This is a genomic window from Actinoplanes octamycinicus, from assembly GCF_014205225.1.
Taxonomy (GTDB): Bacteria; Actinomycetota; Actinomycetes; order Mycobacteriales; family Micromonosporaceae; genus Actinoplanes; species Actinoplanes octamycinicus.
In genome coordinates, this window is sequence record NZ_JACHNB010000001.1 from 5,299,684 (window position 1) to 5,321,215 (window position 21,532).

General features: G+C 74.0%; 17 protein-coding genes. 12 read left to right on the top strand and 5 right to left on the bottom strand.

Going from position 1 to position 21,532, the window contains the following annotated elements; all coding sequences use genetic code 11:
• The 10 genes from BJY16_RS23180 to BJY16_RS23225 all read left to right on the top strand — a co-directional run bounded on the left by BJY16_RS23180 (position 1) and on the right by BJY16_RS23225 (position 11,323).
• Positions 1 to 1,221 carry a DUF1800 domain-containing protein gene (locus BJY16_RS23180; RefSeq protein ID WP_185041681.1) on the top strand — a complete coding sequence of 407 codons (1,221 nt, stop codon included), beginning with the start codon at positions 1 to 3 and terminating at the stop codon, positions 1,219 to 1,221.
• Positions 1,222 to 1,232: 11 nt separating this feature from the next.
• The gene (locus tag BJY16_RS23185; RefSeq protein ID WP_185041682.1) at positions 1,233 to 2,456 is read left to right on the top strand and encodes a DUF1501 domain-containing protein; all 1,224 of its coding nucleotides are present in this window, start codon (positions 1,233 to 1,235) and stop codon (positions 2,454 to 2,456) included.
• Positions 2,457 to 2,489: 33 nt separating this feature from the next.
• Positions 2,490 to 3,365 (top strand): ATP-binding cassette domain-containing protein, encoded by an 876-nt coding sequence (locus BJY16_RS23190; RefSeq protein ID WP_185041683.1) that lies wholly within the window; start codon positions 2,490 to 2,492, stop codon positions 3,363 to 3,365.
• The gene (locus BJY16_RS23195; protein WP_185041684.1) at positions 3,362 to 4,945 is read left to right on the top strand and encodes a hypothetical protein; all 1,584 of its coding nucleotides are present in this window, start codon (positions 3,362 to 3,364) and stop codon (positions 4,943 to 4,945) included. Before BJY16_RS23190 ends, BJY16_RS23195 begins: the two co-directional genes overlap by 4 nt.
• Complete coding sequence (locus BJY16_RS23200) at positions 4,942 to 5,562, top strand: hypothetical protein (protein WP_185041685.1); 621 nt, start codon at positions 4,942 to 4,944, stop codon at positions 5,560 to 5,562. The genes BJY16_RS23195 and BJY16_RS23200 overlap by 4 nt, the downstream gene beginning before the upstream one ends.
• A 50-nt stretch (positions 5,563 to 5,612) precedes the next feature.
• Positions 5,613 to 7,394 carry an ATP-binding response regulator gene (locus BJY16_RS23205; protein ID WP_239176764.1) on the top strand — a complete coding sequence of 594 codons (1,782 nt, stop codon included), beginning with the start codon at positions 5,613 to 5,615 and terminating at the stop codon, positions 7,392 to 7,394.
• Between the two features lie 98 nt (positions 7,395 to 7,492).
• The gene (locus BJY16_RS23210; RefSeq protein ID WP_185041687.1) at positions 7,493 to 8,065 is read left to right on the top strand and encodes a DivIVA domain-containing protein; all 573 of its coding nucleotides are present in this window, start codon (positions 7,493 to 7,495) and stop codon (positions 8,063 to 8,065) included.
• Between the two features lie 23 nt (positions 8,066 to 8,088).
• Positions 8,089 to 9,204, top strand: a complete 1,116-nt coding sequence (locus tag BJY16_RS48515; RefSeq protein ID WP_185041688.1) for an effector-associated domain 2-containing protein — start codon at positions 8,089 to 8,091, stop codon at positions 9,202 to 9,204.
• 107 nt (positions 9,205 to 9,311) lie between these two features.
• On the top strand, positions 9,312 to 9,530 hold the full coding sequence (locus BJY16_RS23220; protein ID WP_185041689.1) for a hypothetical protein: 219 nt from the start codon (positions 9,312 to 9,314) through the stop codon (positions 9,528 to 9,530).
• Entirely contained in the window at positions 9,527 to 11,323 is a 1,797-nt protein-coding gene (locus BJY16_RS23225; protein ID WP_185041690.1) for an HEXXH motif domain-containing protein, read from the top strand. The genes BJY16_RS23220 and BJY16_RS23225 overlap by 4 nt, the downstream gene beginning before the upstream one ends.
• 349 nt (positions 11,324 to 11,672) lie before the next feature.
• Here BJY16_RS23225 and fxsT read toward each other — a convergent pair whose 3' ends face one another.
• The 3 genes from fxsT to BJY16_RS48520 form a co-directional block, all read right to left on the bottom strand.
• The gene (gene fxsT, locus BJY16_RS23230) at positions 11,673 to 15,539 is read right to left on the bottom strand and encodes an FxSxx-COOH system tetratricopeptide repeat protein (RefSeq protein ID WP_185041691.1); all 3,867 of its coding nucleotides are present in this window, start codon (positions 15,537 to 15,539) and stop codon (positions 11,673 to 11,675) included.
• Positions 15,540 to 15,633: 94 nt separating this feature from the next.
• Entirely contained in the window at positions 15,634 to 17,115 is a 1,482-nt protein-coding gene (locus tag BJY16_RS23235; protein WP_185041692.1) for a VMAP-C domain-containing protein, read from the bottom strand.
• A gap of 179 nt (positions 17,116 to 17,294) precedes the next feature.
• Complete coding sequence (locus BJY16_RS48520) at positions 17,295 to 18,785, bottom strand: GGDEF domain-containing protein (RefSeq protein WP_185041693.1); 1,491 nt, start codon at positions 18,783 to 18,785, stop codon at positions 17,295 to 17,297.
• Between the two features lie 120 nt (positions 18,786 to 18,905).
• On the opposite strand from BJY16_RS48520, the gene BJY16_RS23245 reads away from it, so the two are divergent.
• Positions 18,906 to 19,757 (top strand): Vgb family protein, encoded by an 852-nt coding sequence (locus BJY16_RS23245; RefSeq protein ID WP_185041694.1) that lies wholly within the window; start codon positions 18,906 to 18,908, stop codon positions 19,755 to 19,757.
• On the opposite strand, the gene BJY16_RS23250 is transcribed toward BJY16_RS23245, so the two are convergent.
• The gene (locus tag BJY16_RS23250) at positions 19,754 to 20,494 is read right to left on the bottom strand and encodes a hypothetical protein (protein WP_185041695.1); all 741 of its coding nucleotides are present in this window, start codon (positions 20,492 to 20,494) and stop codon (positions 19,754 to 19,756) included. The genes BJY16_RS23245 and BJY16_RS23250 overlap by 4 nt on opposite strands.
• Before the next feature lie 81 nt (positions 20,495 to 20,575).
• Between BJY16_RS23250 and BJY16_RS23255 the strand changes: the two genes are divergently transcribed.
• Complete coding sequence (locus BJY16_RS23255) at positions 20,576 to 20,938, top strand: hypothetical protein (protein WP_185041696.1); 363 nt, start codon at positions 20,576 to 20,578, stop codon at positions 20,936 to 20,938.
• On the opposite strand, the gene BJY16_RS23260 is transcribed toward BJY16_RS23255, so the two are convergent.
• Positions 20,935 to 21,516 carry a hypothetical protein gene (locus BJY16_RS23260; RefSeq protein WP_185041697.1) on the bottom strand — a complete coding sequence of 194 codons (582 nt, stop codon included), beginning with the start codon at positions 21,514 to 21,516 and terminating at the stop codon, positions 20,935 to 20,937. The genes BJY16_RS23255 and BJY16_RS23260 overlap by 4 nt on opposite strands.
• Positions 21,517 to 21,532: the final 16 nt, after the last annotated feature.

Below are 21,532 nucleotides of genomic sequence, written 5' to 3' on the forward strand. Positions count from 1 at the left end.
ATGACCGAACGCGCCGAGGTGTCGCACCTGCTCCGGAGGCTGACCTTCGGCCCGACCGCGGCCGAGGTGGACGCCGCCGTGCGGGCCGGCCGGGACGCCACGCTGCGCACGCTGCTGAGGCCGGCCGGTCCGGTGACCGGTCCGGATCTGGGTGAGCCGCGGCAGGACGCCGCCGGGCAGGAGGCGAAGAAGCAGCGGAAGGATCAGGCGGCCACGGCCACCAGCTGGTGGCTGCGGCAGCTGGCGACCGGTGGCGCGGCCGAGAAGCTGACCTTCTTCTGGCACGGGCACTGGGCGACCAGCGTACGGAAGGTGAAGTCGGCGCCGTTGATGCTGGGTCAGCTGGCGACCTTCCGGCGCTACGGGCACGGCGACACCGGCGCGCTGGTCCGGGCGATGCTGCGGGACCCGGCGCTGATCCTCTGGCTGGACGGGCAGCGGAACACCCGCAAGGCGCCGAACGAGAACCTGGCCCGCGAGGTCATGGAGCTGTTCACGCTCGGGATCGGCGCGTACACCGAGGACGACGTGAAGGCCGGCGCCCGGGTGCTGACCGGTTGGCAGGTGGACCGGGCGGCCGGGACCGCGCGGCTGGCGCCGAAACGGCACGACGGGCGGCCGGTGACGCTGCTCGGGCGGACCGGGACGGTCGACCTGGACGGGTACGCCGACCTGCTCGTCCGGCATCCGGCGCACGTGCCGTTCCTGGTCCGGCGGCTGTGGGTCCGCTATGCCGCGGGTGCCGGCCCGTCCCCGGCGGCGGCCGCGCGGATCGCCGGCGCCGGCCGGGACACCACCGCGCTGCTCACCGCGCTCGGCACCGATCCGGAGTTCGCCGCGACCAGCGGGACGCTGGTCAAGCAGCCGGTCGAGTGGCTGCTCGGCGCGGTCCGGCAGCTCGGCGTCCCGGTGCCGGAGCAGGCGATCGGGATGTTGCGCGGGCTCGGCCAGCTGCCGTTGCGGCCGCCGTCGGTGGGCGGCTGGCCGGTCGACCGGGCCTGGCTGACCACCTCGGCGACGGTGGCCCGGCTGCGGGCCGCGCAACGGCTGGTCGCCTCCGCGCCGGCCGCCGTCGACCAGGTCACCGACCCGGAGGCGCTGGCGCATCTGCTGGTCGTGGACACCTGGACCGACCGGACCCACGCGGTGCTGCGCGAGGTGAAGGACCCGAAGCGGCTGCTGGCGCTCGGCCTGGTCAGCCCCGAGTACACGGTGCACTGAGGAGTCAGCTGATGGACACGCTCACCCGCCGCCGCTTCCTGGTCGCCAGCGGCGTCACCGGCGCCGCCGCCCTGGCCGCCGGCGGCACCCTGGGACTGCGGGAGCTGCTGGCCACCGCCGGTGACCGGGACCCGGCCGCGAAGACCCTGGTCCTGGTCACGCTCTACGGCGGCAACGACGGGCTGAACACGTTGATCCCGTACGCCGATCCGGCCTATGCCGCGGCCCGCGCCGACCTGGCCTACCAGCCGGACGAGCTGCTCCGGCTGGGCGACCGGTTCGCGCTGAACCCGGGACTGGCCGGGCTGCACCGGCTCTACCAGGACGGCGGGCTGGCGATCGTGCGCGGCGTCGGCTACCCGAAACCGGACCGCAGCCACTTCCGGTCGATGGACATCTGGCAGACCGGGCAGCCGGCCCGGCCGGAGGGCACCGGCTGGCTGGGCCGCTGGCTGGACGCGGCGGGCGGCGACCCGCGGCTGGCCGTGTCGTTCGAGCCGGTGCTGCCGCCGCTGCTGGCCGGCGCGACCAGCGCGGGCGCCACGGTGCCCGGCGGCGAGCTGAAGCTGCCCGGCGTGATCACCCCGGCCCAGGTGCGCCGGCTGGGCGCGGCCGCGCCGGGGGAGTCGCCGGCGGCGGCCCGGGCGGCCGCCTGCTTCGCCGATCTGGTGCGGATCCAGGACCTGATGAACCGGGTGGCCGAGGGTGCCGCCGACGAGGAGGCCGAGGACGACGACGCGGACCCGGCCACCGCGACCGGCGGCGGCGCGCCGCCGCTGGACCAGCAGCTGGCGCTGGTGGCCCGGTGCGTCGAGGCGGGCGTGGCGACCCGGGTCTACTCGGTGTCGCTGGGCGGGTTCGACCTGCACGCCGGCGGCAAGGTCGCGCAGCGGTCGATCCTGGCCCGGCTGGACAAGCCGCTCGCCGCGTTCCGCGAGCGGATGGCCGGCAAGGGTGTGGTGGTCGCGGTCTACTCGGAGTTCGGCCGGCGGGTGCGGGCCAACGCCTCGGAGGGCACCGACCACGGGACGGCCTCGGACATGTTCCTGCTGGGTGACGGCGTCAACGGCGGCATGTACGGCGAGGCGCCCAGCCTGACCGACCTGGACGACGGCGACCTGAAGTACACCGTGGACTTCCGTGACGTCTACGCCACGCTGCTCGCTGGCGTGCTGGGCAGCGACCCGGCACGCATCTTGGACGGCTGGACCGGGCGGATCGACGAACTGCTCTGACAGAACCTTGCGCCGCAAGGTACTGTGCGGCGCATGACAGAGCACCTGCGAGTAGCGGCGCTGGACGTCAGGTACGGCCGGCGGCACGCGGTCCGGTCCGTGTCGTTCGCCCTGGGCGCCGGCGTGACCGGTCTGCTCGGCCCGAACGGCGCGGGGAAGTCGACCCTGCTGCGCACCGTCGCGACCGCGCGGCGACCGGACGCCGGGTCGGTGACGATCGGCGGGATCGACGCGACGACATCCCGTCATCACCGCCGGGTCCGGCGCGGTATCGGTTACCTGCCGCAGCAGCCGGGCTTCTATCCGGGCAGCACCGTGGCGGCTTTCGCCGAGCACATCGCGATCCTGCGGGAGATCGGCGGCCGGGCCGCGCGGCGGGCCGAGGTCGACCGGGTGCTGACCGCGGTCGAGCTCGGTGACCGGCGCACCGACCGGATCCGGTCGCTCTCCGGCGGCATGCGCCAGCGTCTCGCCCTGGCCTGCGTCATGCTCGGCGACCCGCGGCTGCTGATCCTCGACGAGCCCACCGTCGGCCTCGACCCGGAACAGCGGATCAAGTTCCGCGGGATCATCGCCGAGCTGGGCCGCACCCGGGCGGTCCTGCTCTCCACCCACCAGACCGACGACGTGGCCTCGCTATGCTCCCGGGTGATCGTCCTGGACCAGGGCACGGTCCGGCTCGACGACACCCCGCGGGCGCTGGCCGAGGTGGCCCGCGGCCGGGTGTGGGAGAGCGCCGACCGGGCGCCCGGTGTGCTCGCCTCGTGGACCACCGGCGACGGGACCCACCGCAACATCGGCACGCCGCCGCCCGGCGCGACGCCGGCCACGCCGACCCTGGACGACGGCTACCTGATCCTGATGGACTCCGGCTCCCGGCCGGTCACCGCGGCGGGAGCGGGCCGATGAGCACCGGGCTGGCCAGCCGGTCGTCCACCGGCGTGGATCCGGTCCGGCGGGTGCCCGGGGTCTGGGCCGGGCTGCTGCTGGCCGAGACGCGCGGGCTGCTGCTGCACCCGGCCACCGTGGTGACCGTGCTGCTCGCCCTGGCGCTGTGGCTGATTCCCGGCGTCCCGGCGTTTCCCGACGTGACCAGCACGTCCTGGGAGGTGCAGTACACCCTCGCGGTGGTCGCCGGCGGCGTCTTCGTCGCGGCGAACCTGCGGGCGCTGCGACCGTACCGGCACCGGACCGCGGACTTCGAGGGCGTGCTGAGCCTGCCGATGGGGCAGCGGACCGCGGCCGCGCTGCTGGCCCCGCTCGCTCCGGCCGCGCTGGCCCTGGCGGCCGGCGCGGCGCGGATCCACGTGACGTCGCTGCGGCGCGGGGCGACCGGCACGGTCCAGATCGGCGAGCTGCTGACCGTGCCGGCCGTGATCGTGCTCGCCGGGATCCTCGGGCACCTGGTGGCGGCGGCCAGCCGGAACACCGCGGCCGGCCTGGTCGCCCTGGTGGTGCTGGGCATCGCCGGACTGGCCGGGATGGCGAGCGCGCCGGCCCGGTGGCGCTGGTTCACGCCGGTGGCCGGCGAGGACCCGTTCGCCGCCCCGCCGCTGCCGGCCGGCCTGGTCGACCGCCCGGAGTGGTGGCACCTGGCCTGGCTGCTCGGGCTGGCCGCGCTGGCCGCGGGCGGGGCGCTGCTGCTGGCCGGGGCGGGGCGGGTGGTCGTACCGGGAATCCTGGTCCTCGGGGTGATCCTGGCCGGCGTGGGTGGGGTCATGCAGACGCGACCGGCGTCCGCGGAGTTCGCGGCGCAGCTGGCCGCGGCGCGCGACCGGCCGTCGGCGACGCAGGTCTGCGAGACCCGGGGCGCGGCGACCTATTGCGCGTTCCCCGAGTTCCGCGGGCGGATCGGGGAGTGGGCGCGGATCGTGGAGGCCCAGGACGCACTGGTCCCCGGCCCGGCGGCGCGTCTCACCGTGCGCCAGCACCTGCAGGTCCCGATCGGCGACCAGGGGTTCGTGCTGCCGTTGCCGGCCGGCACGTGGGCCGCCGACGACCGGGCGGCCGGCACCCCGGACGCCATCCCGGTCTCCACCCGGTGGGCGGCCGGCGGCAGCGGCGGCTTCGCCGAGAGCGAGGTGATCGGCTTCTCCGCGCAGGTGGCCATCCGGCTGGTCACCGGCGGGCCGGTCGAGGCGGAGGGGCCGACCGTGTGCGGCGGGCGCGGCGCGCTCATCGTCTGGCTGGCCGCGACCGCCACCCCGGACACCCGGGCGGCGCTGCGCACCCTGCAGTCGCACACCAGCGGCGGCGCCGGGCTCGACCTGGCGGTGCTCAACTCCAGGTCCGGGTTGCGTACCGGCGAGCGGGAGACCGCGCTGGCGATGGCCCTGCTCGACGCCGACCAGGCCACGGTCCGCCAGCTGGTGGCCGAGCAGTGGTCCGAGCTGACCGCGCCGCGGACGGACGTCGACACGGCCGCCGAGGCGCTCGGCATCGGCGCGGTCAGCACGCGGCTGACCCCCGGCGGCGGGATCTGCGTGTGATCGCCGCGGTCACCGGAACCGTCGTCCGGCACACCCGGCTGGCGCCGCTGGCGGTCTGCGCGGCGCTCAGCGTGCTGATCCTGGCGGCGCCGATCGCGCTCGGCGCCGAGCTGGACTTCCTGGACGCCACGCTGGCCCTGCGCCTGGCCCTGGTCGCGCTGCTCACCGGGGCGGCGTTCGTGCTCGACGACCCGGCCCGGGTGACCACCGAGACGCTGCCGATCTCGGCGCGGCGGACCACCGGCATCCGGATGCTGGTGGCGCTGGCACCGGTCAGCGTCTGCTGGGCGGTGCTGCTGTGGCTGGCGCCGTACACCGTGGCCAGCACGGCCGGCTATCCGCGCGGCGGACTGGTGATCGAGGCGTTCGCGCTGCTGGCCTGGGCCTGGGCGGTCGCGGCGCCGGCCGGCGGCACCCGGGCCGGGCCGTTCCTGCTGATCCTGACGGTGGCGCTGGCGATGCTGCCGGACCGGCTGGCGTTCTTCGTGTCGCCCGGCGCGCCCGGGTATGACGCCTCCCGGGTCCGCTGGGCGGTTTTGCTGATCGCTGGTTGTGTCCTCCTGGCGCTGACCAGCGGGACTAGCCTGCAAGGAAAGATCTCGGCAAAACGGCATTAGGGGTCAGGATGGGCCGCCGATCGCGATCGCCCTACGTCATGGTCTCGTTCGTGACGGTGACCGTTCTCGCGGGGGTCGCCGCGATGGCACCCCCGGCGAAGCTCACCTTCGGCATGGTGGCCCTCGGGCCGGCGCTGGCCGGAGCCACCGCCAACCCGCCGGCCGTGCTGGCCGTCGGCGGCTACGCGTTCGCCCTGGCCTTCGCCATCTCCAGCTGGCAGGGGCTGCTCGGCACCACCGACCAGGTCTCCCGGCTGCTGGTGGTGCTCGGCGCCACCGCGATCGGCTGGGGCATCGCCCGGCACCACCGTGCCCTGCTGCGCGAGTCGGCCGAGGCGGCCCGGGAGCGCGAGATGCTGGCCGTGGTCGCCGAGCAGTCCGCCGACGCGATCGTCGCGAGCACCCTGGACGGGGTGGTCACCGCGTGGAACGCCGGCGCGGAACGGATGTACGGCTGGCCGGCCGGTGAGGTGATCGGCCGCCCGATCGCCGAGCTGATCCTGCCCGAGGACCACGGGCCGGACCTGGAGCGGGCGCTCGCCGACCTGGCCGCCGGGCGGCAGCTGCACTTCGAGGAGTCCCGCCGGGTCCGCCGGGACGGCACGTCGCTGCTGGTCGAGGTCAACGTGTGGCCGATCCGCGACCAGAACGGCATCGTGGTCGCCGCGGCCGCCACCGAGCGGGACATCACCGAGCGGAAGCAGGCCCGGGAACGCTCCGCGCGCGCCGACCGGCTGGAGAGCCTGGGTCAGCTGGCCGGCGGGGTGGCGCACGACTTCAACAACCTGCTGGCGATCATCCTGAACTACGCCGACTTCCTGGCCGACGAGGTGACCGGCGACGCCGCCGACGACCTGTCCCGGATCCGCAACGCCGCCGACCGGGCCAAGTCGCTGACCGGACAGCTGCTGCTGTTCGCCAAGCGGGAACCCACCCAGGTGGAGATCATCGACCTGAACCAGGTGGTCACCGAGGCGGACGAGCTGCTCAGCCGGACCATCGGCGAGAACATCCGGCTGGTCAGCCGCCCGGGCGCGGGGACCATGCCGGTGCGGGCGAACCGCGGCCGGCTCGACCAGATCCTGCTCAACCTGGTGATCAACGCCCGGGACGCGATGCCGGACGGCGGCGTGGTGGTGGTCGAGACCGACTGCGTGGAGACCGACGGCATCGCCTTCGCCCGGCTCACCGTCAGCGACACCGGCATCGGGATGACCGCCGAGGTCCGGGACCGGCTCTTCGAACCGTTCTTCACCACCAAGCCGGCCGACCGGGGGACCGGGCTGGGACTGTCCACCGTCTACGGCATCGTCGGCGAGGCGAACGGGCACATCGGCGTCGACTCGGCGCCCGGGGTCGGCACCACGTTCCGGATCCTGCTGCCGTCGGCGGCCGCGCCGGCCGGCCGGCGGTCCGACAGCCCGGAGCAAGAACTCGCGTACGGCCACGGCGAGCTGATCATGGTGGTCGAGGACGACGACTTCGTCCGGGACCTGGTGATCCGGATCCTGCGGGACAACGGGTACCGGGCCACCGCCCTCGGCGACGGCTCGCTGGCCGATCTGGACCTGCACGACGTCGCCCTGCTGATCACCGACGTGGTGCTGCGCGGCCGGTCCGGCCCGGCACTGGCCGGGCGGCTCCGGGCCCGCCGGGCCGACCTGCGGGTGCTGTTCATGTCCGGGTACAGCGACGCCGAGGTGCGCCGGGAGCACGGCATCGACCCGGCGGTCCGGATCGTGCAGAAGCCGTTCACCGCGGTGGAGCTGCTCGCCGGGGTGGGCGAGGCGCTGTCCGACGTTCCGGCCGCCCATCACGCACCGCGCACCTGACCGCCACGCGATGTTGACATTGACGGTGAGCAGCGGGTCTACTTCGTGACGACGTCGTCAGCGGTGTGGGATCGTGCACAGAAAGGCGGGTCGTCACCTTGCTCACCCCGGCCCAGATCGGCAGTGTCGCGTTCCATCGGCCACCCGCGGGTGCGCGGGGATACCACCCGGACGAGGTCGACGCGTTCCTCGGGGACGTGGCCGGCGAGATCCAGCGGCTGGCCCGGGAGAACCGCGAGCTCAGCGACCAGCTCACCCCGCACGACCTGGCCGAACGGGTCCGCCGCCTGGAACTGGAGTACCTGGACGTCCAGGAGCACGTGACGATGCTGGAGGCCGAGCTGGAGCGGTTCCGGCGCCCGGCCGACACCCGGATGCTGGCGGTCGCCCAGCGCAACGCCGACGACCACGTGGCCGAGGCCCGGCAGCAGGCCGAGACCGTGCTGAGCCAGGCCACCACCAAGGCCGCCCAGCTGATCAGCGAGGCCGAGCTGAAGGCGTCCACGATCGTGGCGGACGCCCGGCACGCGCACGCCGAGGCGGTCGCCGGGCTCGCGGCGAAACGGGCCGCCGCGCTGGACGAGATCGCCGAGCTGCGCGCCGAGGTGGAGCGGCAGCGGGCGGCGCTGGCCGAGGACATGCGCGAGCGCCTCGCCGAGTTCACCGGCTGACACCGGGCCCTATCGTCGGACCCGTGACCGAACCTGCCCGGAACCCGCGGGACGCCCGCGTCATCCTCGTCGGCATCGATGACTACCGGGGCGGCCCCGGCTGGTCGCTGCGCGGGCCGGTGGACGACGCCCTCCGGTTCGCCGAGTTCTTCGTCGCCCAGGGCGTGCCACCGGAACGGGTGACGGTGCTCACCGCGCCGGCGGCGGCTCCGGACCGGCTGCCGTCCGGGGTGGACTCGCGACCCGCCGACCGGGCGACGATCCGCGAGGTCCTCGTCCGCGAAACCGGTCCCCAGACACCGGACGGCGACCTCTACGTGCTCTGGGGCGGGCACGGTTTCGTGGATCTGGACCGGCGCCGGCGGCTGCTGTATCCGGACGCCACCGAAGCCGACCCGCTCGACCTGGACCTCGACTCGCTGCTGCGCCGCTACCGCTCCGACCGGGTGTCCGGACTGGACCGGCAGACCTGGCTGATCGACGTCTGCCAGGTGCACGAGCCGGAGGGGCTGGACGCGACCGGCCACGAGACGTTCGCGGCCGGCACGGACGTGCCCTACCGGGTCCAGGAGGTCTACCTGGCCGCCGCCCTCGGCCAGCCCGCGGTGAACCTGGGCCGGCAGCGCACCGGCCTGTTCAGCCGCGAGGTGCTGCGCCTGCTGGCGACCGGCGGGCTGGACCTGCTGGCCGACCCCCGGCGGCTGGCCACCGCGATCGAGGACCGGTTCACCGAGCTGCGGGCCGGCGGCGCGATCGACCAGACACCCACCTACCTGTGGTACCGGGACGCGCTCGGCCGCGAGGAGGGGCAGTTGCTGCGGCGCCGCCCGCCGTCCCTTGCGGGCACCCGGCCGGAGCCGCCGGCGACTAGACTGAAGCCGGTGGTGGACGCTCTCGTCGACCTCCCCGAGTTCCGCCGGCCGGCCGACCGGGAGCACATCCTGTCCCTGCTCAGCGCCTCGGTGTATGGATCGATCCGGCGCAACGATCAGACCCGGTTCGACGCGGTCGGCATCATTCGCGGCTGTTCGCGTCATTCGGGTGGTCTGGCGGAGTTGGTGGAGGCGGTGCGATTCTTCGTACCGGAGGGCACGGCTGTCGATCGGTTCGCGTCCGCGGTCAGCCACCTCCAGGCTTGATCCGGGCGCAACGGTGCGGACCGGGTGGCCCCGCGTAACGCTATCGTCGCAGTCAGGAGATAGGCGATGATGGCTATCGACATCACTGTCCTGGAGGGCTACCGCGGATGGAAGAAACCTCGGCCGCAATGGAGTCCGAGCTGCTCGATCTCTCGGCGGAGAACGTGGCGACCCTGCGCTCCGTCGAGCTGGCCGGCATCACCGCCGCGATCGCGCGGGTGAAGGAGACGATCGCTGACTCAGAGGGCAGCATCAGTGGCTTCAACCCTTCGTTCACGAGCCGTCCGGGGGACAGCGGCTCGGAAGCGGAAGACCATGTCGCTTGACCGGGGCAGCGGCCCGGTCGAGGCATAGATTCGACCCCGGACACTTCGAGATCCTGGCCGCGGGCGGTGGCGACGGCCAGGTCGTGGCCCGCTTCTGGGCGTCCGAGCGCAGCTGGCGGCTGACGGTGCTGCTCACCCTCGTCGAGGTGTGCTCCGCCGTGCCCGGGGTGACCGGTCCGCTGCCGTCCCTGGACACCACCCTGGACCTGCTCAGCCAGGCCTACCGCGCCGACCCCGGGGTCTGCGAGGACGTGCTGTCCCAGCCCCAGGTCGGCGTCTGGGCGGCGTGGACGCTGCGCCGGGCCGGCGAGCCACGGGCGGACCGGCCGCTGTGGACGGACCTCGGCTATCTGCACGCCCTGGCGGTCGCCTGCGCGGTCCGGGCCGGGGTGCCGTTCGAGCTGGCCGTGCCGATCCGGCACGGCGTGGCGGTGGTGCCCACGGTCGGGGCGGCCAGCTTTCCCGGGCCGGCCGGGCACGCGCGGGCGTCCAGCGACGGGAAGGTGCTGGCGCTCGACGACGGCACGGTGACCGTGCACGCGACCGCGGAGGATCCGGGCTGGCGCGACCCGGTCCGGGTCGAGGTCGAGGCCGGCGGGCTGGACCTGAGCGTGGCGCTGCTCGACCACGACGCGTACCGGGACCTGCGCCGGCCGTCGGCGCCCCGGCCACTGGCGCCGGAGGAGACCCGCCGCTGGCGGGCGCTGCTCGGCGACGCCTGGCGGCTGCTGGTGCGCGAGCAGCCGGAGCGGGCCGCCGGGATCGCGGCCAGCCTGCGCTGCCTGGCGCCGGTGCCGCGGCAGGCGCCGTACCGTCAGCTGTCCGCCTCCGGCGCCGAGGCCTTCGGCGGGGTGCTGCTCTCCGAGCCGGACGACGCCACCCAGCTCGCGGTCACCCTGGTGCACGAGGCGCAGCACCACAAACTCGGCGCCCTGCTGCACCTGTTCACGCTGGTCGAGGCCGATCCCGCGGTGCGCTACTACGCGCCCTGGCGCGATGACCCGCGCCCGCTCGACGGGCTGCTGCAGGGGGTCTACGCGTTCGCCGGGATCACCGACTTCTGGCGGGTGCACCGGGAGTTCGCGGCGGGGCGTGAGGCGGCGCTGGCCCACTTCGAGTTCGCGCTGTGGCGGCGGCAGACGTTCGGGGCGGTCCGGGTGCTGGCCGATTCCGGGAAGCTCACCCCGCACGGATCGCGGTTCGTCGGCCGGTTGCGCGAGCGGGTGGCCGGTTGGCAGGACGAACCGGTGCCGGTCGAGCTCGCGGAGGCGGCGGAGGGGATGGCGCTCGATCACCACGCCGGGTGGCGGGCGTCGAGCATCCGGGTGGATCCGGCGGCGGGGGACGCGCTGGTGGCGGCGTTCCGGCGAGGGGAGCCGGTGCCGGGTGCGGTGCTGGAGGCCACGGACCGGGCGGTGGTGAAGCTGCCGGAGGTCCGGTGGCTTGATGGGCGGGCGGTGCTGCTGCGGCATCGGCTGGCGGGGCAGGAGCCGGGGGAGATCGCGGGGACTTCGGCGGCTGACTTCGATCTGGTGGCGGGGCGGGTGGACGCGGCTCGGGCGGGATATCTGGGGGCGTTGGCGCGGGATTCTCGGGACGCGCATGCCTGGATCGGGTTGGGGCTGACGCTGGATCGCAGGGTGGATCCGGGTGCTCGGGCTCTGCTCGGGCGGCCGGAGCTGTTGGTGGCTATGGCTGGGGCTGGGGCGGATCCGGTCGCGGTTGCTCGGTGGCTTGGGGGTGGGCTGTCCGGGGAGCTTGGGGAGCCTCGGCCGGGTGGGTGGGGTTTGTAGCGGCTTGGCGAGCCAGGCGCCCTGGGGCTGCTGGCGGCGGTCGCTTGCGGGCCGTGGGTGGCTGGGGTTCGCGTGCCAGGCCCCGGGGCTGTTGGTTGCGGTTGCGGCCGCCGCTTGCGGTTCGTGAGTGGCTGGGATGGGTTGCGGTGCGCTCACGGCGAGCGGTTCGCGCTTGTTCGGGTTTGTGCCCGGTTTCGGTACGGCCGCCGCACCGGATTCTGCGCGCGGTGGCCCTCCGGCCCTGGATTGCCACGGGTGCGTGCCCGGTCGGGAGTGGGCGGGGCGGGGTTCGTACCGGGAACTGGGGTCCGCGGCCTGGTGGGGCCGCGGACCGTGGGCGTGGGCTGGGTCAGAGCGGGAGCGGGTCGATGTCGCAGTTGGCTCGGACGCCGGCGTCGGCTGCGGTGGTGGCCGGGTGGTCGGCGCCCAGGCTGTCCCGGAACTTGTCCATGGTGTCCTCGAACAGCGTGCTCGCCTCGGCGTCCTGGCCCAGGCCGCGCATGTCGGCGGCCAGGTTGACGCCGCAGGCCAGGGTGGTCGGGTGGGTGGGGCCGAGGACCTCGCGGCACTGGGCGAAGCTGGACAGGTCGAGCGCGTGGGCTTTCTCGAAGTCGCCCAGCTCGAAGTGGTCGCTGGCCAGGTTGATCCGGGCCGCCAGGACCAGCGGGTGTTTGTCGCCGAGGCGGTCGGTCAGTGCTCGGACGGCGCGTTCGTTCTGCTCCCGGGCGTCCTCGTAACGGTCCAGCAGCCGCAGCGTGACGCCCAGGTCGGAGCGGGCGCCGGCGGTGTGCGGGTGGTCGTCGCCGTAGAGCGAGCGCAAGCCCTCGACCGCCTGCACGCCGTTCTCCCGGGCGGCGGCCAGGTCGCCGGTGACCCGCTGGTCGATCGAGACGGCCAGCAGGGCCAGGACGGTCTCCGGGTGCTGCCGGCCGTACCTGTTCTGGAACCGGCGGAGGACGTCGCTGGACAGGTCCAGCGCGTCCTGGTGCAGCCCGGCCTTGCGGCGGAAGCTGGCCAGGTGGTGGTTCTGCCGCAGCAGGTCCGGGTGGTCGTCGTAACGCAGCAGCCGGCGGCCGGTGGCGACCACCGTCTCCTGGTCGACGTGCGCGGTCACGTAGTCGCCGCGCTCCCGGCGGTCCAGGTTGATGCCGCCGTAGGTGAGCAGGCTGTCCGAGTGGTCGGTGCCGTAGATCTGCACCAGCCGGTGGTAGGTCTGGTTGTCCAGCTGCAGGGCCCGGCCGAAGTAGCCGGACAGCCGCATGCTGACCGCCAGGTTGTGCGCCGCGCGCAGGGTGAACGGCACGTCCGGGCCGAAGTTGTCCAGCGCCCGCTCGTAGACCGTCTGGGACAGCTCGAGGGCGCGGTCGAAGTTGCCGATCACCCGGTGGTCGGCGGCCACAAAGCCGATCACCTGCAGGGTCTGCTCGTCGTCCTCGCCGAGCGCGTCCCGGTAGAGCTCCAGGGTGCGGGAGTTCAGTTTCCGGGCCGCGGCGTAATCGCCGACCACGAAGTGCATGGCGCCCAGCCACTGGGCCATCCGCAGGCTGTCCGGGTGGGTCTCGTCGCCGTTCGCGATCCACGAGGTGTAGGCGCGCTGCGCGAGGGCGTGCGCCTCGGCGTGCTCGCCCCAGCGCCAGAGGTAGACCGCCTCGTTCAGGATCATGTCGCGGACCAGCTCGTCCAGGCACTCCTCGGCGCCGGACGCGACGATGTGCGGGTACAGCTCGGCGTACCGTCCCCAGTGCTCGGCGTTGTCCGGCTGGTCCGGGTCGTTGCCGGCGAGCAGCAGGTGCGCGGCGTGCCGCATGTCCTCCCGGGTCTGCGCGTCCATCTGGTGGACCAGCACCCGCTGCACCAGCCGGTGCATCTGGAACGAGCCGGTCCGGTGGTCGATCCGGGCCAGCGCCAGCTTGCCGATCGTCGCGATCGCCTGGTCGCGCTGGGCCTTGTTGCGCATCAGCTGGTCGAGCTCGGGGTCGATGCGCAGTGCCCGCGGCTTGGACAGCAGGATCCGGCTGATCGGCTCCGGGGCGAAGAAGGCGCACAGCTGGAGCAGCCGCAGCGCGGACGGTTCCAGGCCGCGCAGGCCGTCCAGCGTCACGTTCCACACCGCGGCGACCTCGATCGGGAAGTCGCGGATGTCGTCGGCCGGGGTCTCCGCGGCCAGTCGCCGCCGGCTGTCCTGGAAGTGCGCCATGTACTCCGGCACGGTCAGGTTCATCTCGGCGCGCCAGGCGGCCGCCGCCTCGATCGCCAGCGGCAGGTCGCCGAGCGCGGCGGCCAGCTGGTTCGCCTCCGGGCCGGGCAGGTCCGGGTCGCGGCGGCGCATCAGCTCGATGCTCTCCTGCCGCTCGAAGACGTCCACCGGCAGCGTGCTCGCGATCCCGCTCCAGCTCGGGTTGCGCGAGGTCACCACGATGCTGCCCGGGCCACCCACCGGGAAGAACCGCTTGACCTCATCCGGGTCCTCCGCGTTGTCGAAGATCAGCAGCCAGTTGGAGTAGCGCCGGCCCTTGCTCAGGTAGTCCAGGACCGCGGGCACCGCGGTGTTCGCGGTCGACGGCACCGGCAGGTCGAGGCGGCCGGCCAGCTCGGCCAGCGCCGACTGGATCTGCGCGGGCCGCTCGGCGGGGATCCACCAGATCAGGTCGAAGTCCTGTTGGTGCTGATAGACGTACTCGATCACGAGCTGCGACTTGCCGACCCCGCCGGCGCCGTGCACCGCCTCCGGCAGCACCGCGGTGGTGCCCGCCCGCAACCGCTGGTGCAGCGCGTCGAGCAGCTCGCGGCGGCCGGTGAAGTTGGCGTTGCGCAACGGCAGGCCACCGACCACGGCCGGCAGCCGGGGGTCGCGCGTTGGAGTCGTCCGCAAGCCGTCGGTGGTGACCGGCACCGTGTTCCCTTCCGGATCATGGCCGGTCCGCAGCGTCGACGGTCCGGCTTCCTGCGGGTTCACAGAACCCTGCGAAGGTAGTATTTCAGACACTGCGGACTCCAGGCGTGAATCAGGCAAAGCGTTTTGATGGGGGAACCTGCGCCTCTGCGCGGGCGCGGGAATGCCGATCTTGGGACCGAGCTGCCGGGCGGCGTTCAGGTTCGGGCCGCCGAGCGCGACGTGCACGGCGTACTCCACCCGGAGGTAGGGCAGTGCCGCCGGGCTCGGGCGCTGGTAGGCGGCGCGGCGCGGATCCTTGACGCGCAGCGCCAGGTTGCGGACCGCCTCGACGTCGCGGGCCAGGGTGCTCTCCACGATGTGCTGGACCTCGATCGTGCGGTCCCGGTAGGCGTAGGAGAGCAACTGCTGACGGACGCCGTAGACGAACTCGTACACGATCCGGGTGTCGCCGGTCGTGGTCCACTGCCGCACCGGGCGCAGCAGCTCGCTGGTGAGCACCTCGGTCAGCGGCCCCGGCCCGGTCAGCCGGCTCATCCGCTGCACGGCGCGCATGGTCCGCACGTTCAGTGGCGCGGCGGCCAGCCGGGTGGCCAGGCCGAACGCGGCCGGCGAGGCGCCGGCCCGGAACCGGGCCACCAGGGTGCGCGCCGATCGGGCCGGGTCCGGCTCGGCGGTGTCGTCCGGCGCGACCAGTAGCGCCGGCATCCGGATCGTCCGCGCCTCCGGGCCGCCGGACAGCCGGGTCCACCGGTCCAACCAGTCGGCGCCGCGCTCCAGGATCGGCACCGCCGTCCGGCCGGGGTCGCCGCTGCGCTCCTCGGCCGAGCGGAGATCCAGGCCGGCCACCCGCCACGGGGTCGCGGCGGTCGGCGCCGGCTCCTCGCCCGGGGTCCAGGCCACCTCGGTGACCCGCAGGCCCCGGTCGTGCCAGTGCTGCTGGGGCAGCAGGTTGACCACGGCGACCTGGCCGTCCCGGGCCCAGCGGGTGAGCAGGCCGGCGATCAGGCCGCGCCGCCAGGCGAGCGACCGGCCGTGGGTGACCAGCAGGACGGCGCGCGGGCCGAGCGGGCCGGAGCCGAGCGAGCCGGGATCGTCCGGGCTGCCGGCCAGGGCGATCCGGTCGCCGGGGCCGGCGGACAGGGTCCGGGTCTCGATCGAGGAGAAGGCGCCGGTGTCCCGCAGTCGGGATCGGAACTCGTCGATCTCGGCCGACCAGAACTCCATGACCGGGTCGTCGTCGAGGACGACGACGGCCTCCCGCTGCCGCCCGGACGGCGGGGTGGCCGGGGTGGGGATCTGCGCGAGCTGACCGTCCCTCATCGGGCGGCCACCGGTCTGCCGGACCCGGCGACCTCGACCGCGAACAGCTCGGACCGGGCGGCCACGCCGCGCGTCCCCCGGTGACTGGTCCCGGTCATGCGCGAACCTCTCCCGTGTCCCTGCCGGGCTGCCGTTCAGGATCGTCCCACAAGATCACTAACCCGTGACCGATCCGCCCTTCCCGTTCGTCTGGATCCTCGTCCCACGCCGTCCGTCTCAACTCTGCGACACCGTGCGGCAGGAACGCCAGTCCGGCGGGTTGGTCATCCAGGCCGACCTCAATCATCGATTCGACAACCTCGCACAATGCCTCCTGAGAACCGGAATTACGGTTCCAGACCATAACCGGCATACCGGACCTAAAGCCCGCTAGGAGCTGTCTCTCGCCGGTCGTGTCCGGCAACGGCGGCTCGCTGAGCACCATGACGACCGCCTTGCCGTCCCGGTTCAGCGCCGCCTCCAGCTGCACGTCGGCGTGCCCGGCCGCGGCCCGGTGGACCAGCCCCGGCGGGACGGCGCCCTCGGTGACCGCCCGCCACCGGCCGCGCCAGACCCGGTGCCACTGCACCGCGCGGATCCGCTCCAGGCTCCGGATCACCAGCGGGAACTGGATCGCCAGCCGGCGGGGACTGGCCGAGTCCAGCTCCCAGCGCCACCGGTCGACCGGCTCGTTGAGAAGCTGGCTGGGCAGCACGAACTCGATCGCGACCGGGCCCTGCAGATGCGCCCAGCGCCGCTCGGTCTCCAGCACCACCTTGTCGACCTCCGCCTCCAGCTGGTCCCGTCGCACGCGACGGTCCTCGCCGCGGCACGGCTCCCAGGTCGATGACGCCCACTGATACCAGTGCGACATGATGAACGTGTCGTCGTCGGCGCCGTACTTCTCGAACTGGAACACCAGATAGGCGGTACGGATCGGAGCGCCGATCGGGATGTGTGCCGGCGCCGCGGATGCCGGCTCGGCGTCCCACTCCTCGGACAGCGTGGCGATCAACTCGCGCAGCCGGGCCCGGGACCGGTCCGGCATCCGGCCCGCCATCTGATCCAGGAAGCGCAGCCAGACCGGCCGGCCGCCGGTCGGCGGATCGCCGGTCAGATGGGCGAAGACCTGCCAGGCCGACTCGCAGTAGTCCGGCACCGGCTCGACCCGGTGCTCGGCGACCAGGGCCCGCACCCGGCCGTCCGCCGCGATCTGGACCAGATCGGCCCGCATCCACTGCAGACGGTGCCCGGTCAGCAGCTCCACCGCCTGCCACTCGTCGGCCAGCCGGAGCAGCGCGGTGACCAGGTCGGCGTCCGCCTCGATCATGTCCAGGCAGTCGGCCAGGTGGCGCAGCCCGCCGGTGTGGTCGATGCAGACGGTCACCAGCGCCACGGCCTGCGCCCGGAACGACGGCAGCCCGGTGAACTGCGGCCGGGTGCCCAGCGCCCGCTCCAGCTCGTCCTGCAGCAGCAACTGGCTGCGCGCGTCGCGCATCGTCTCGGACCGGGTCAGGCGGTCGACGGCCGCCTTGATGATCCGCCGGCGGTCCCCGGCCGGGGCGGCCGGCAGTCGCTCGGCATCACGCAGGGTCATTGGGAGTCCGGTTGCCGATGGCTCCGTCCCGGCCCGACCGCTGCAGACATGGGGCCATCGTATGGGCTGCGCTCACCGGTTGTCTGCTGTCGGCAAGGAGACAGTGGACAATCGTGATCGGCTCGTCGGCCGACCGGGTGATCGGTTCCACCCATCGAGATAGTTGACTGCCTAGGTGGTCAGGCCGAGCGCAGCCGTTCCGGCTGGCGGGTGGCACCGGACAGCGCCATCCCGCTGGTGTAGCCGCGGACGTCGCCGCCGCCGTCGTGCTTCGCGGCGTACATCGCGATGTCGGCCCGCCGCAGCAGCTCACCGGACTCCGCACCGGCCCCGCCGGCGATCCCGATGCTGGCCCGGACCAGCAGGTCGTGGCCCTCCGCGACGACCGGCTCGGCGAGCGACGCGATCATCCGGCGGGCCACCCCGGCGGCCTCCTCCGGATCGAGGCCGAGGATCAGCACGACGAACTCGTCGCCGCCCAGCCGGGCCACCGTGTCGCCCGGGCGCAGGCAGCCGGAGAGCCGGTCGGCGGTGGTGGTGAGCAGGACGTCCCCGGCGCCGTGGCCGAGCGTGTCGTTGACCGTCTTGAAGTCGTCCAGGTCGATCAGGGCCACGCTGACCGGGCGGCGCGGGTCGGCCAGCGCGGCGGTCAGCCGGGCGGTGAACAGCGCCCGGTTCGGCAGCCCGGTCAGCGCGTCGTGCGTCGCGGTGTGGTCCAGCCGGGCGACCAGCTCGGCGTTCTCCCGCATCGCGGTGAGCTGCCGCCACATCACCAGCGCGGTCAGCACCACCACGGCGAGCACCACCATCCGGGCCGCCGGGTACGGCCAGCAGGTCACCACCAGCAACCCGTCGACCGCGACCACCGCCAGGTAGGGCAGCACGCTGAACGGGCGCCGATTCCCGGCCGGCCGGGCCGCGTCGGACGGGCAGCTGCGCAGTTGCACCACGGCGGCCGCGGTCGCACAGACCATGATCAGCGGGATGCCGAGCGGGCCCACGTTCAGATCCGGCCGGTCCGCGATGAACCGCTGCGAGAGCCCGATCAGCACCCCGCCGAGCAGCCCGAGTGCGAACAGCCGCAGCGCACCCGGGGCGATGTAGCGGTGCCCGGCCAGCGCCACCTTGGCGATCGCGAAGACGGTGACCAGCATCAGCACGGTGGTGAAGCCGATCACGACCGGCGAGCCGGCCCCGCGCTGGAACTGCCACATGAAGATCGCCGCGGCGAGCAGCACGGTGCCCGCGTCCAGCCCGATCCGCAGCCGGTCACCGGTGCCGGACGAGCCCATCGGCAGCCGGAACATGCCGGACATCAGCGCCACCACGCACCCGGCGTAGGCGGCCACCGTCGCCGGCGACATGGCCTGGGTCAGCACCGGGCCGCCGACCGCGTCGACGGTGTTCAGCACCCCGCCGACCCCGGCCAGCCCGGCGCAGGCGGCCAGATGAGCCCAGAACACCCGGGTCGGACGCGGGAACCCGGCGGCCCGGGCGATCCGCACGGCGAGCATCACCGGGATCGCGCAGGACGGTGGGACGGCCAGCCAGAGCAGCACCGGCGGACCGTACGGACCGGCCCACCGGGCGGCGAACACGGCCACGGCGACCAGCGCCAGCGCGATGGACGCCAGCACCGGGCGCGGCGCCCGCCGCAGACTGGTGATCACAAGTCCTCATTCCGGCCGATGGTCAACGGTCTGCTGTTCGCCCGTTTCGCCGGCGATCTGAGGAATCGGCCGGGACCTCTCCCGCGGGCGGCGCGCCGGCGGCGCCGCTAGCGTGGGGCGATGCGCGTGCGCGAAGTGAGGCTGCCGGACGGCTGGACGCCCTACGCGGTCGCCGCCGGGCCGGACGGCATGATCTGGACGACCGTGCTGGACCCGCCCGCACTGGCCGGTCTGCGGGACGGCGTGGTGGTGCGGCGGCATCCGCTCCCGGACGAGGTCCGGCCGATGCTGCTCACCGCCGCCCCGGACGGCACGATCTGGTACACCCGCACCGACGACCGGGTCGGCCGGATCGGCCCGGACGGCGACGAGACGTTGTTCGCGCTGCCGGCCGGCGCCGCGCCGTACGGGATGGCACTGGCGCCGGACGGCGCGGCCTGGTTCAGCGCGCCCGGCGCCGAGCGGATCGGCTTTGTCACCGCCGGCGGCGGGATCCGCCTGGTCGAGCTGCCGGTGCCGGACGCGCGGGCCGCGATGGTGACGGTCAGCGCGGACGGTGTGGTGTGGGTGGCGCTGAACGGCGCCGCGGCGCTGGCGGGCTTCGACGGGACGGGTTTCCGGATCGTCGAGCTGGGCGCGGGAGCCGCGCCGGTCGGCATCGCCGCCGGCGGCGACGGCATCTGGTTCGCCGACATCGCCGGGGGAGCGGTGGGCCTGGTCCGCCCGGACGGTACGCCCATCCGCGTCCCCTTCGACGACCCGGGATCCCGCCCGCACGCCGTGGCCCCCGACCCGGCCGGCGGCTGCTGGGCCACCCTGTGGGGCGCCGGCGAGCTGGCCCGGGTCACCGCCGACGGCGAGGTGATCCGGCACCCGCTGCCCGGCAAGGAGCCGCACGGCCTGGCCTTGACCGACGCGACGGTCTGGGTGGCGATGGAGAGCGGCTCGCTGGTCGCCCTCGACCGGGACTAGCGGGCTGCCCGGCCCCGGTGGGCGCGTCGGGGCAGACGGACGCCGCTCAGCGTGTGCAGGGCGGCCGGGCCGCGCGGACGGCGCGGGCGAATCGTGACCGGCGCCGCGTCCGCGGTCAGCAGGTCCGCCGCCGGCGCGTCCGCGGTCAGCGCGTCCTTGGTCGGCGCGTCCGCCGCCGGGGTCGCCGGGCGGCGGACGTCGATCTCGATCGTCTCCCGGGTGCGGATCTCCGCCTCGGCCAGCGGCGCGGCCATCAGGAACGCCTCGGGCAGCGGCGACGGCAGAGCGGACGGCGTCTCGGCCTCGGCGGCCGGCTCGGCGCGGTGGATCAGGGTGGCCGCGCCCACGTTGGCGACCGCGACCAGCGCGCTGAGGAAGGCCAGCAGCGGGGACGAGTCGGCCGCCGCGGCGGTCAGCAGGCCGGTGGTGACCGCGATGCCGGAGGCGGCCACCACGCCGACCTGGCGGTCCCGGTGGTTGCCGCGGGAGCCGATCAGGAACGCGGCGGCCGCGGACGCCGAGCCGAGCACGGCGGAGATCACGCACACCGCGCCGAACGGCCACAGCCAGCCGACCGAGGCGTCGTCGTCGGCCGCGAAGAACATCAGCAGCGGCGTCCCGATCAGCGCGGTCATCAGGAAGACGACCGCCTCGACGGTCAGCACCATGGCGCCGCCGGTGAGCGCGTCCATCCGCTGCAGCCATCCGTCGCGCCGAACTCCGGCGATCTCCGCCATGTGTGACCTCCCCGTGGCATCTTGATCGAGCACCGTACCTTATCGATCCGGTAACACCTCCAAGAAAGTTGTGCGGCTGTCATGCCTCTCGCTCCGGGCGATCTCTTCGCCGTTCCGCTGCCCGACGGCTTCGGCGCGCTCCAGGTGACCGCGCTGACCCCGGACGGCGCGGTGGTCTGCCTGCTCGACTGGCACAGCGCTGGACTTTTCACCGCCGACGACGTGGCCGAGGCGGGGCTGTTCCGGCTCACCCACCACGGGCACACCGGCGGCCGGCAGACGGTGCACGTCAGCGAACCGCCGCCGGGCGAGTTCCTCCTGGTGGGCAACGGCCCGGTCGCCGATCGGCCGACCGGGACGAACGTCTTTTGCGCGCTGGCCGCCCGGGCCGGCGTCGCCGAGGCGGACGCCGACCGGTGGTTCGACGAGTGGCGGGACTTCTAGCGCGCTGCGGCGGCGACCCGCCGGGCCCGGTTGTCGCGCAGCCCGGCGACCACCGCGATGTAGAGGGCGAATCCGGAGCCGACCCCGGCGATCAGCCCGATCGTGGCCGCCGAGGCGCCGGCCGCGTAGGCCACGAAGCCGGCCACGCCGAGCACCGCCATCGCGCCGCCGACCCCGTAGTAGAGCGGCATCCGCCAGGCCCAGGCGAGCGGGAAGAAGTGCAGGCCGACCACGACGGCCACCCAGGCGACCGCGACCTCCGGCTTCTTCAGCACCCCGTTGATCACGTAGAGGCCGCCGAACAGGGCGACGACCTCGAAGAGCACCGCGTACCAGTAGCGCCGGTCGGCGAAGCCCTGGATGTCGCCCTCCTCCGACGGCGCCCCGGCGCGCTCGGCCCGGATCACCAGCGCCAGGAGCGTGACCGCGACCAGCACCGCGGCCACCCGGATCACCAGCCGCCACGGGGACGGCAGCGCCGCGCTGTTCACCACCACGAAGACCGTGCCCATGCTGAGTGCCACCAGCGAACCGATCATCAGCCCGCTGAGCCGTCGCCTGTCGTCCGTTTCCGTCATGCCGCCATCCTGCCGC

Excerpts from the sequence above, each read along its gene's own strand:
- BJY16_RS23180 (WP_185041681.1), top strand. The coding sequence starts at position 1 with ATGACCGAACGCGCCGAGGTGTCGCACCTGCTCCGGAGGCTGACCTTC.
- BJY16_RS23185 (WP_185041682.1), top strand. The coding sequence starts at position 1,233 with ATGGACACGCTCACCCGCCGCCGCTTCCTGGTCGCCAGCGGCGTCACC.
- BJY16_RS23190 (WP_185041683.1), top strand. The coding sequence starts at position 2,490 with ATGACAGAGCACCTGCGAGTAGCGGCGCTGGACGTCAGGTACGGCCGG.
- BJY16_RS23195 (WP_185041684.1), top strand. The coding sequence starts at position 3,362 with ATGAGCACCGGGCTGGCCAGCCGGTCGTCCACCGGCGTGGATCCGGTC.
- BJY16_RS23220 (WP_185041689.1), top strand. The coding sequence starts at position 9,312 with ATGGAAGAAACCTCGGCCGCAATGGAGTCCGAGCTGCTCGATCTCTCG.
- fxsT (WP_185041691.1), bottom strand. The coding sequence starts at position 15,539 with ATGAGGGACGGTCAGCTCGCGCAGATCCCCACCCCGGCCACCCCGCCG.
- BJY16_RS23235 (WP_185041692.1), bottom strand. The coding sequence starts at position 17,115 with ATGACCCTGCGTGATGCCGAGCGACTGCCGGCCGCCCCGGCCGGGGAC.
- BJY16_RS23245 (WP_185041694.1), top strand. The coding sequence starts at position 18,906 with ATGCGCGTGCGCGAAGTGAGGCTGCCGGACGGCTGGACGCCCTACGCG.
- BJY16_RS23250 (WP_185041695.1), bottom strand. The coding sequence starts at position 20,494 with ATGGCGGAGATCGCCGGAGTTCGGCGCGACGGATGGCTGCAGCGGATG.
- BJY16_RS23255 (WP_185041696.1), top strand. The coding sequence starts at position 20,576 with ATGCCTCTCGCTCCGGGCGATCTCTTCGCCGTTCCGCTGCCCGACGGC.
- BJY16_RS23260 (WP_185041697.1), bottom strand. The coding sequence starts at position 21,516 with ATGACGGAAACGGACGACAGGCGACGGCTCAGCGGGCTGATGATCGGT.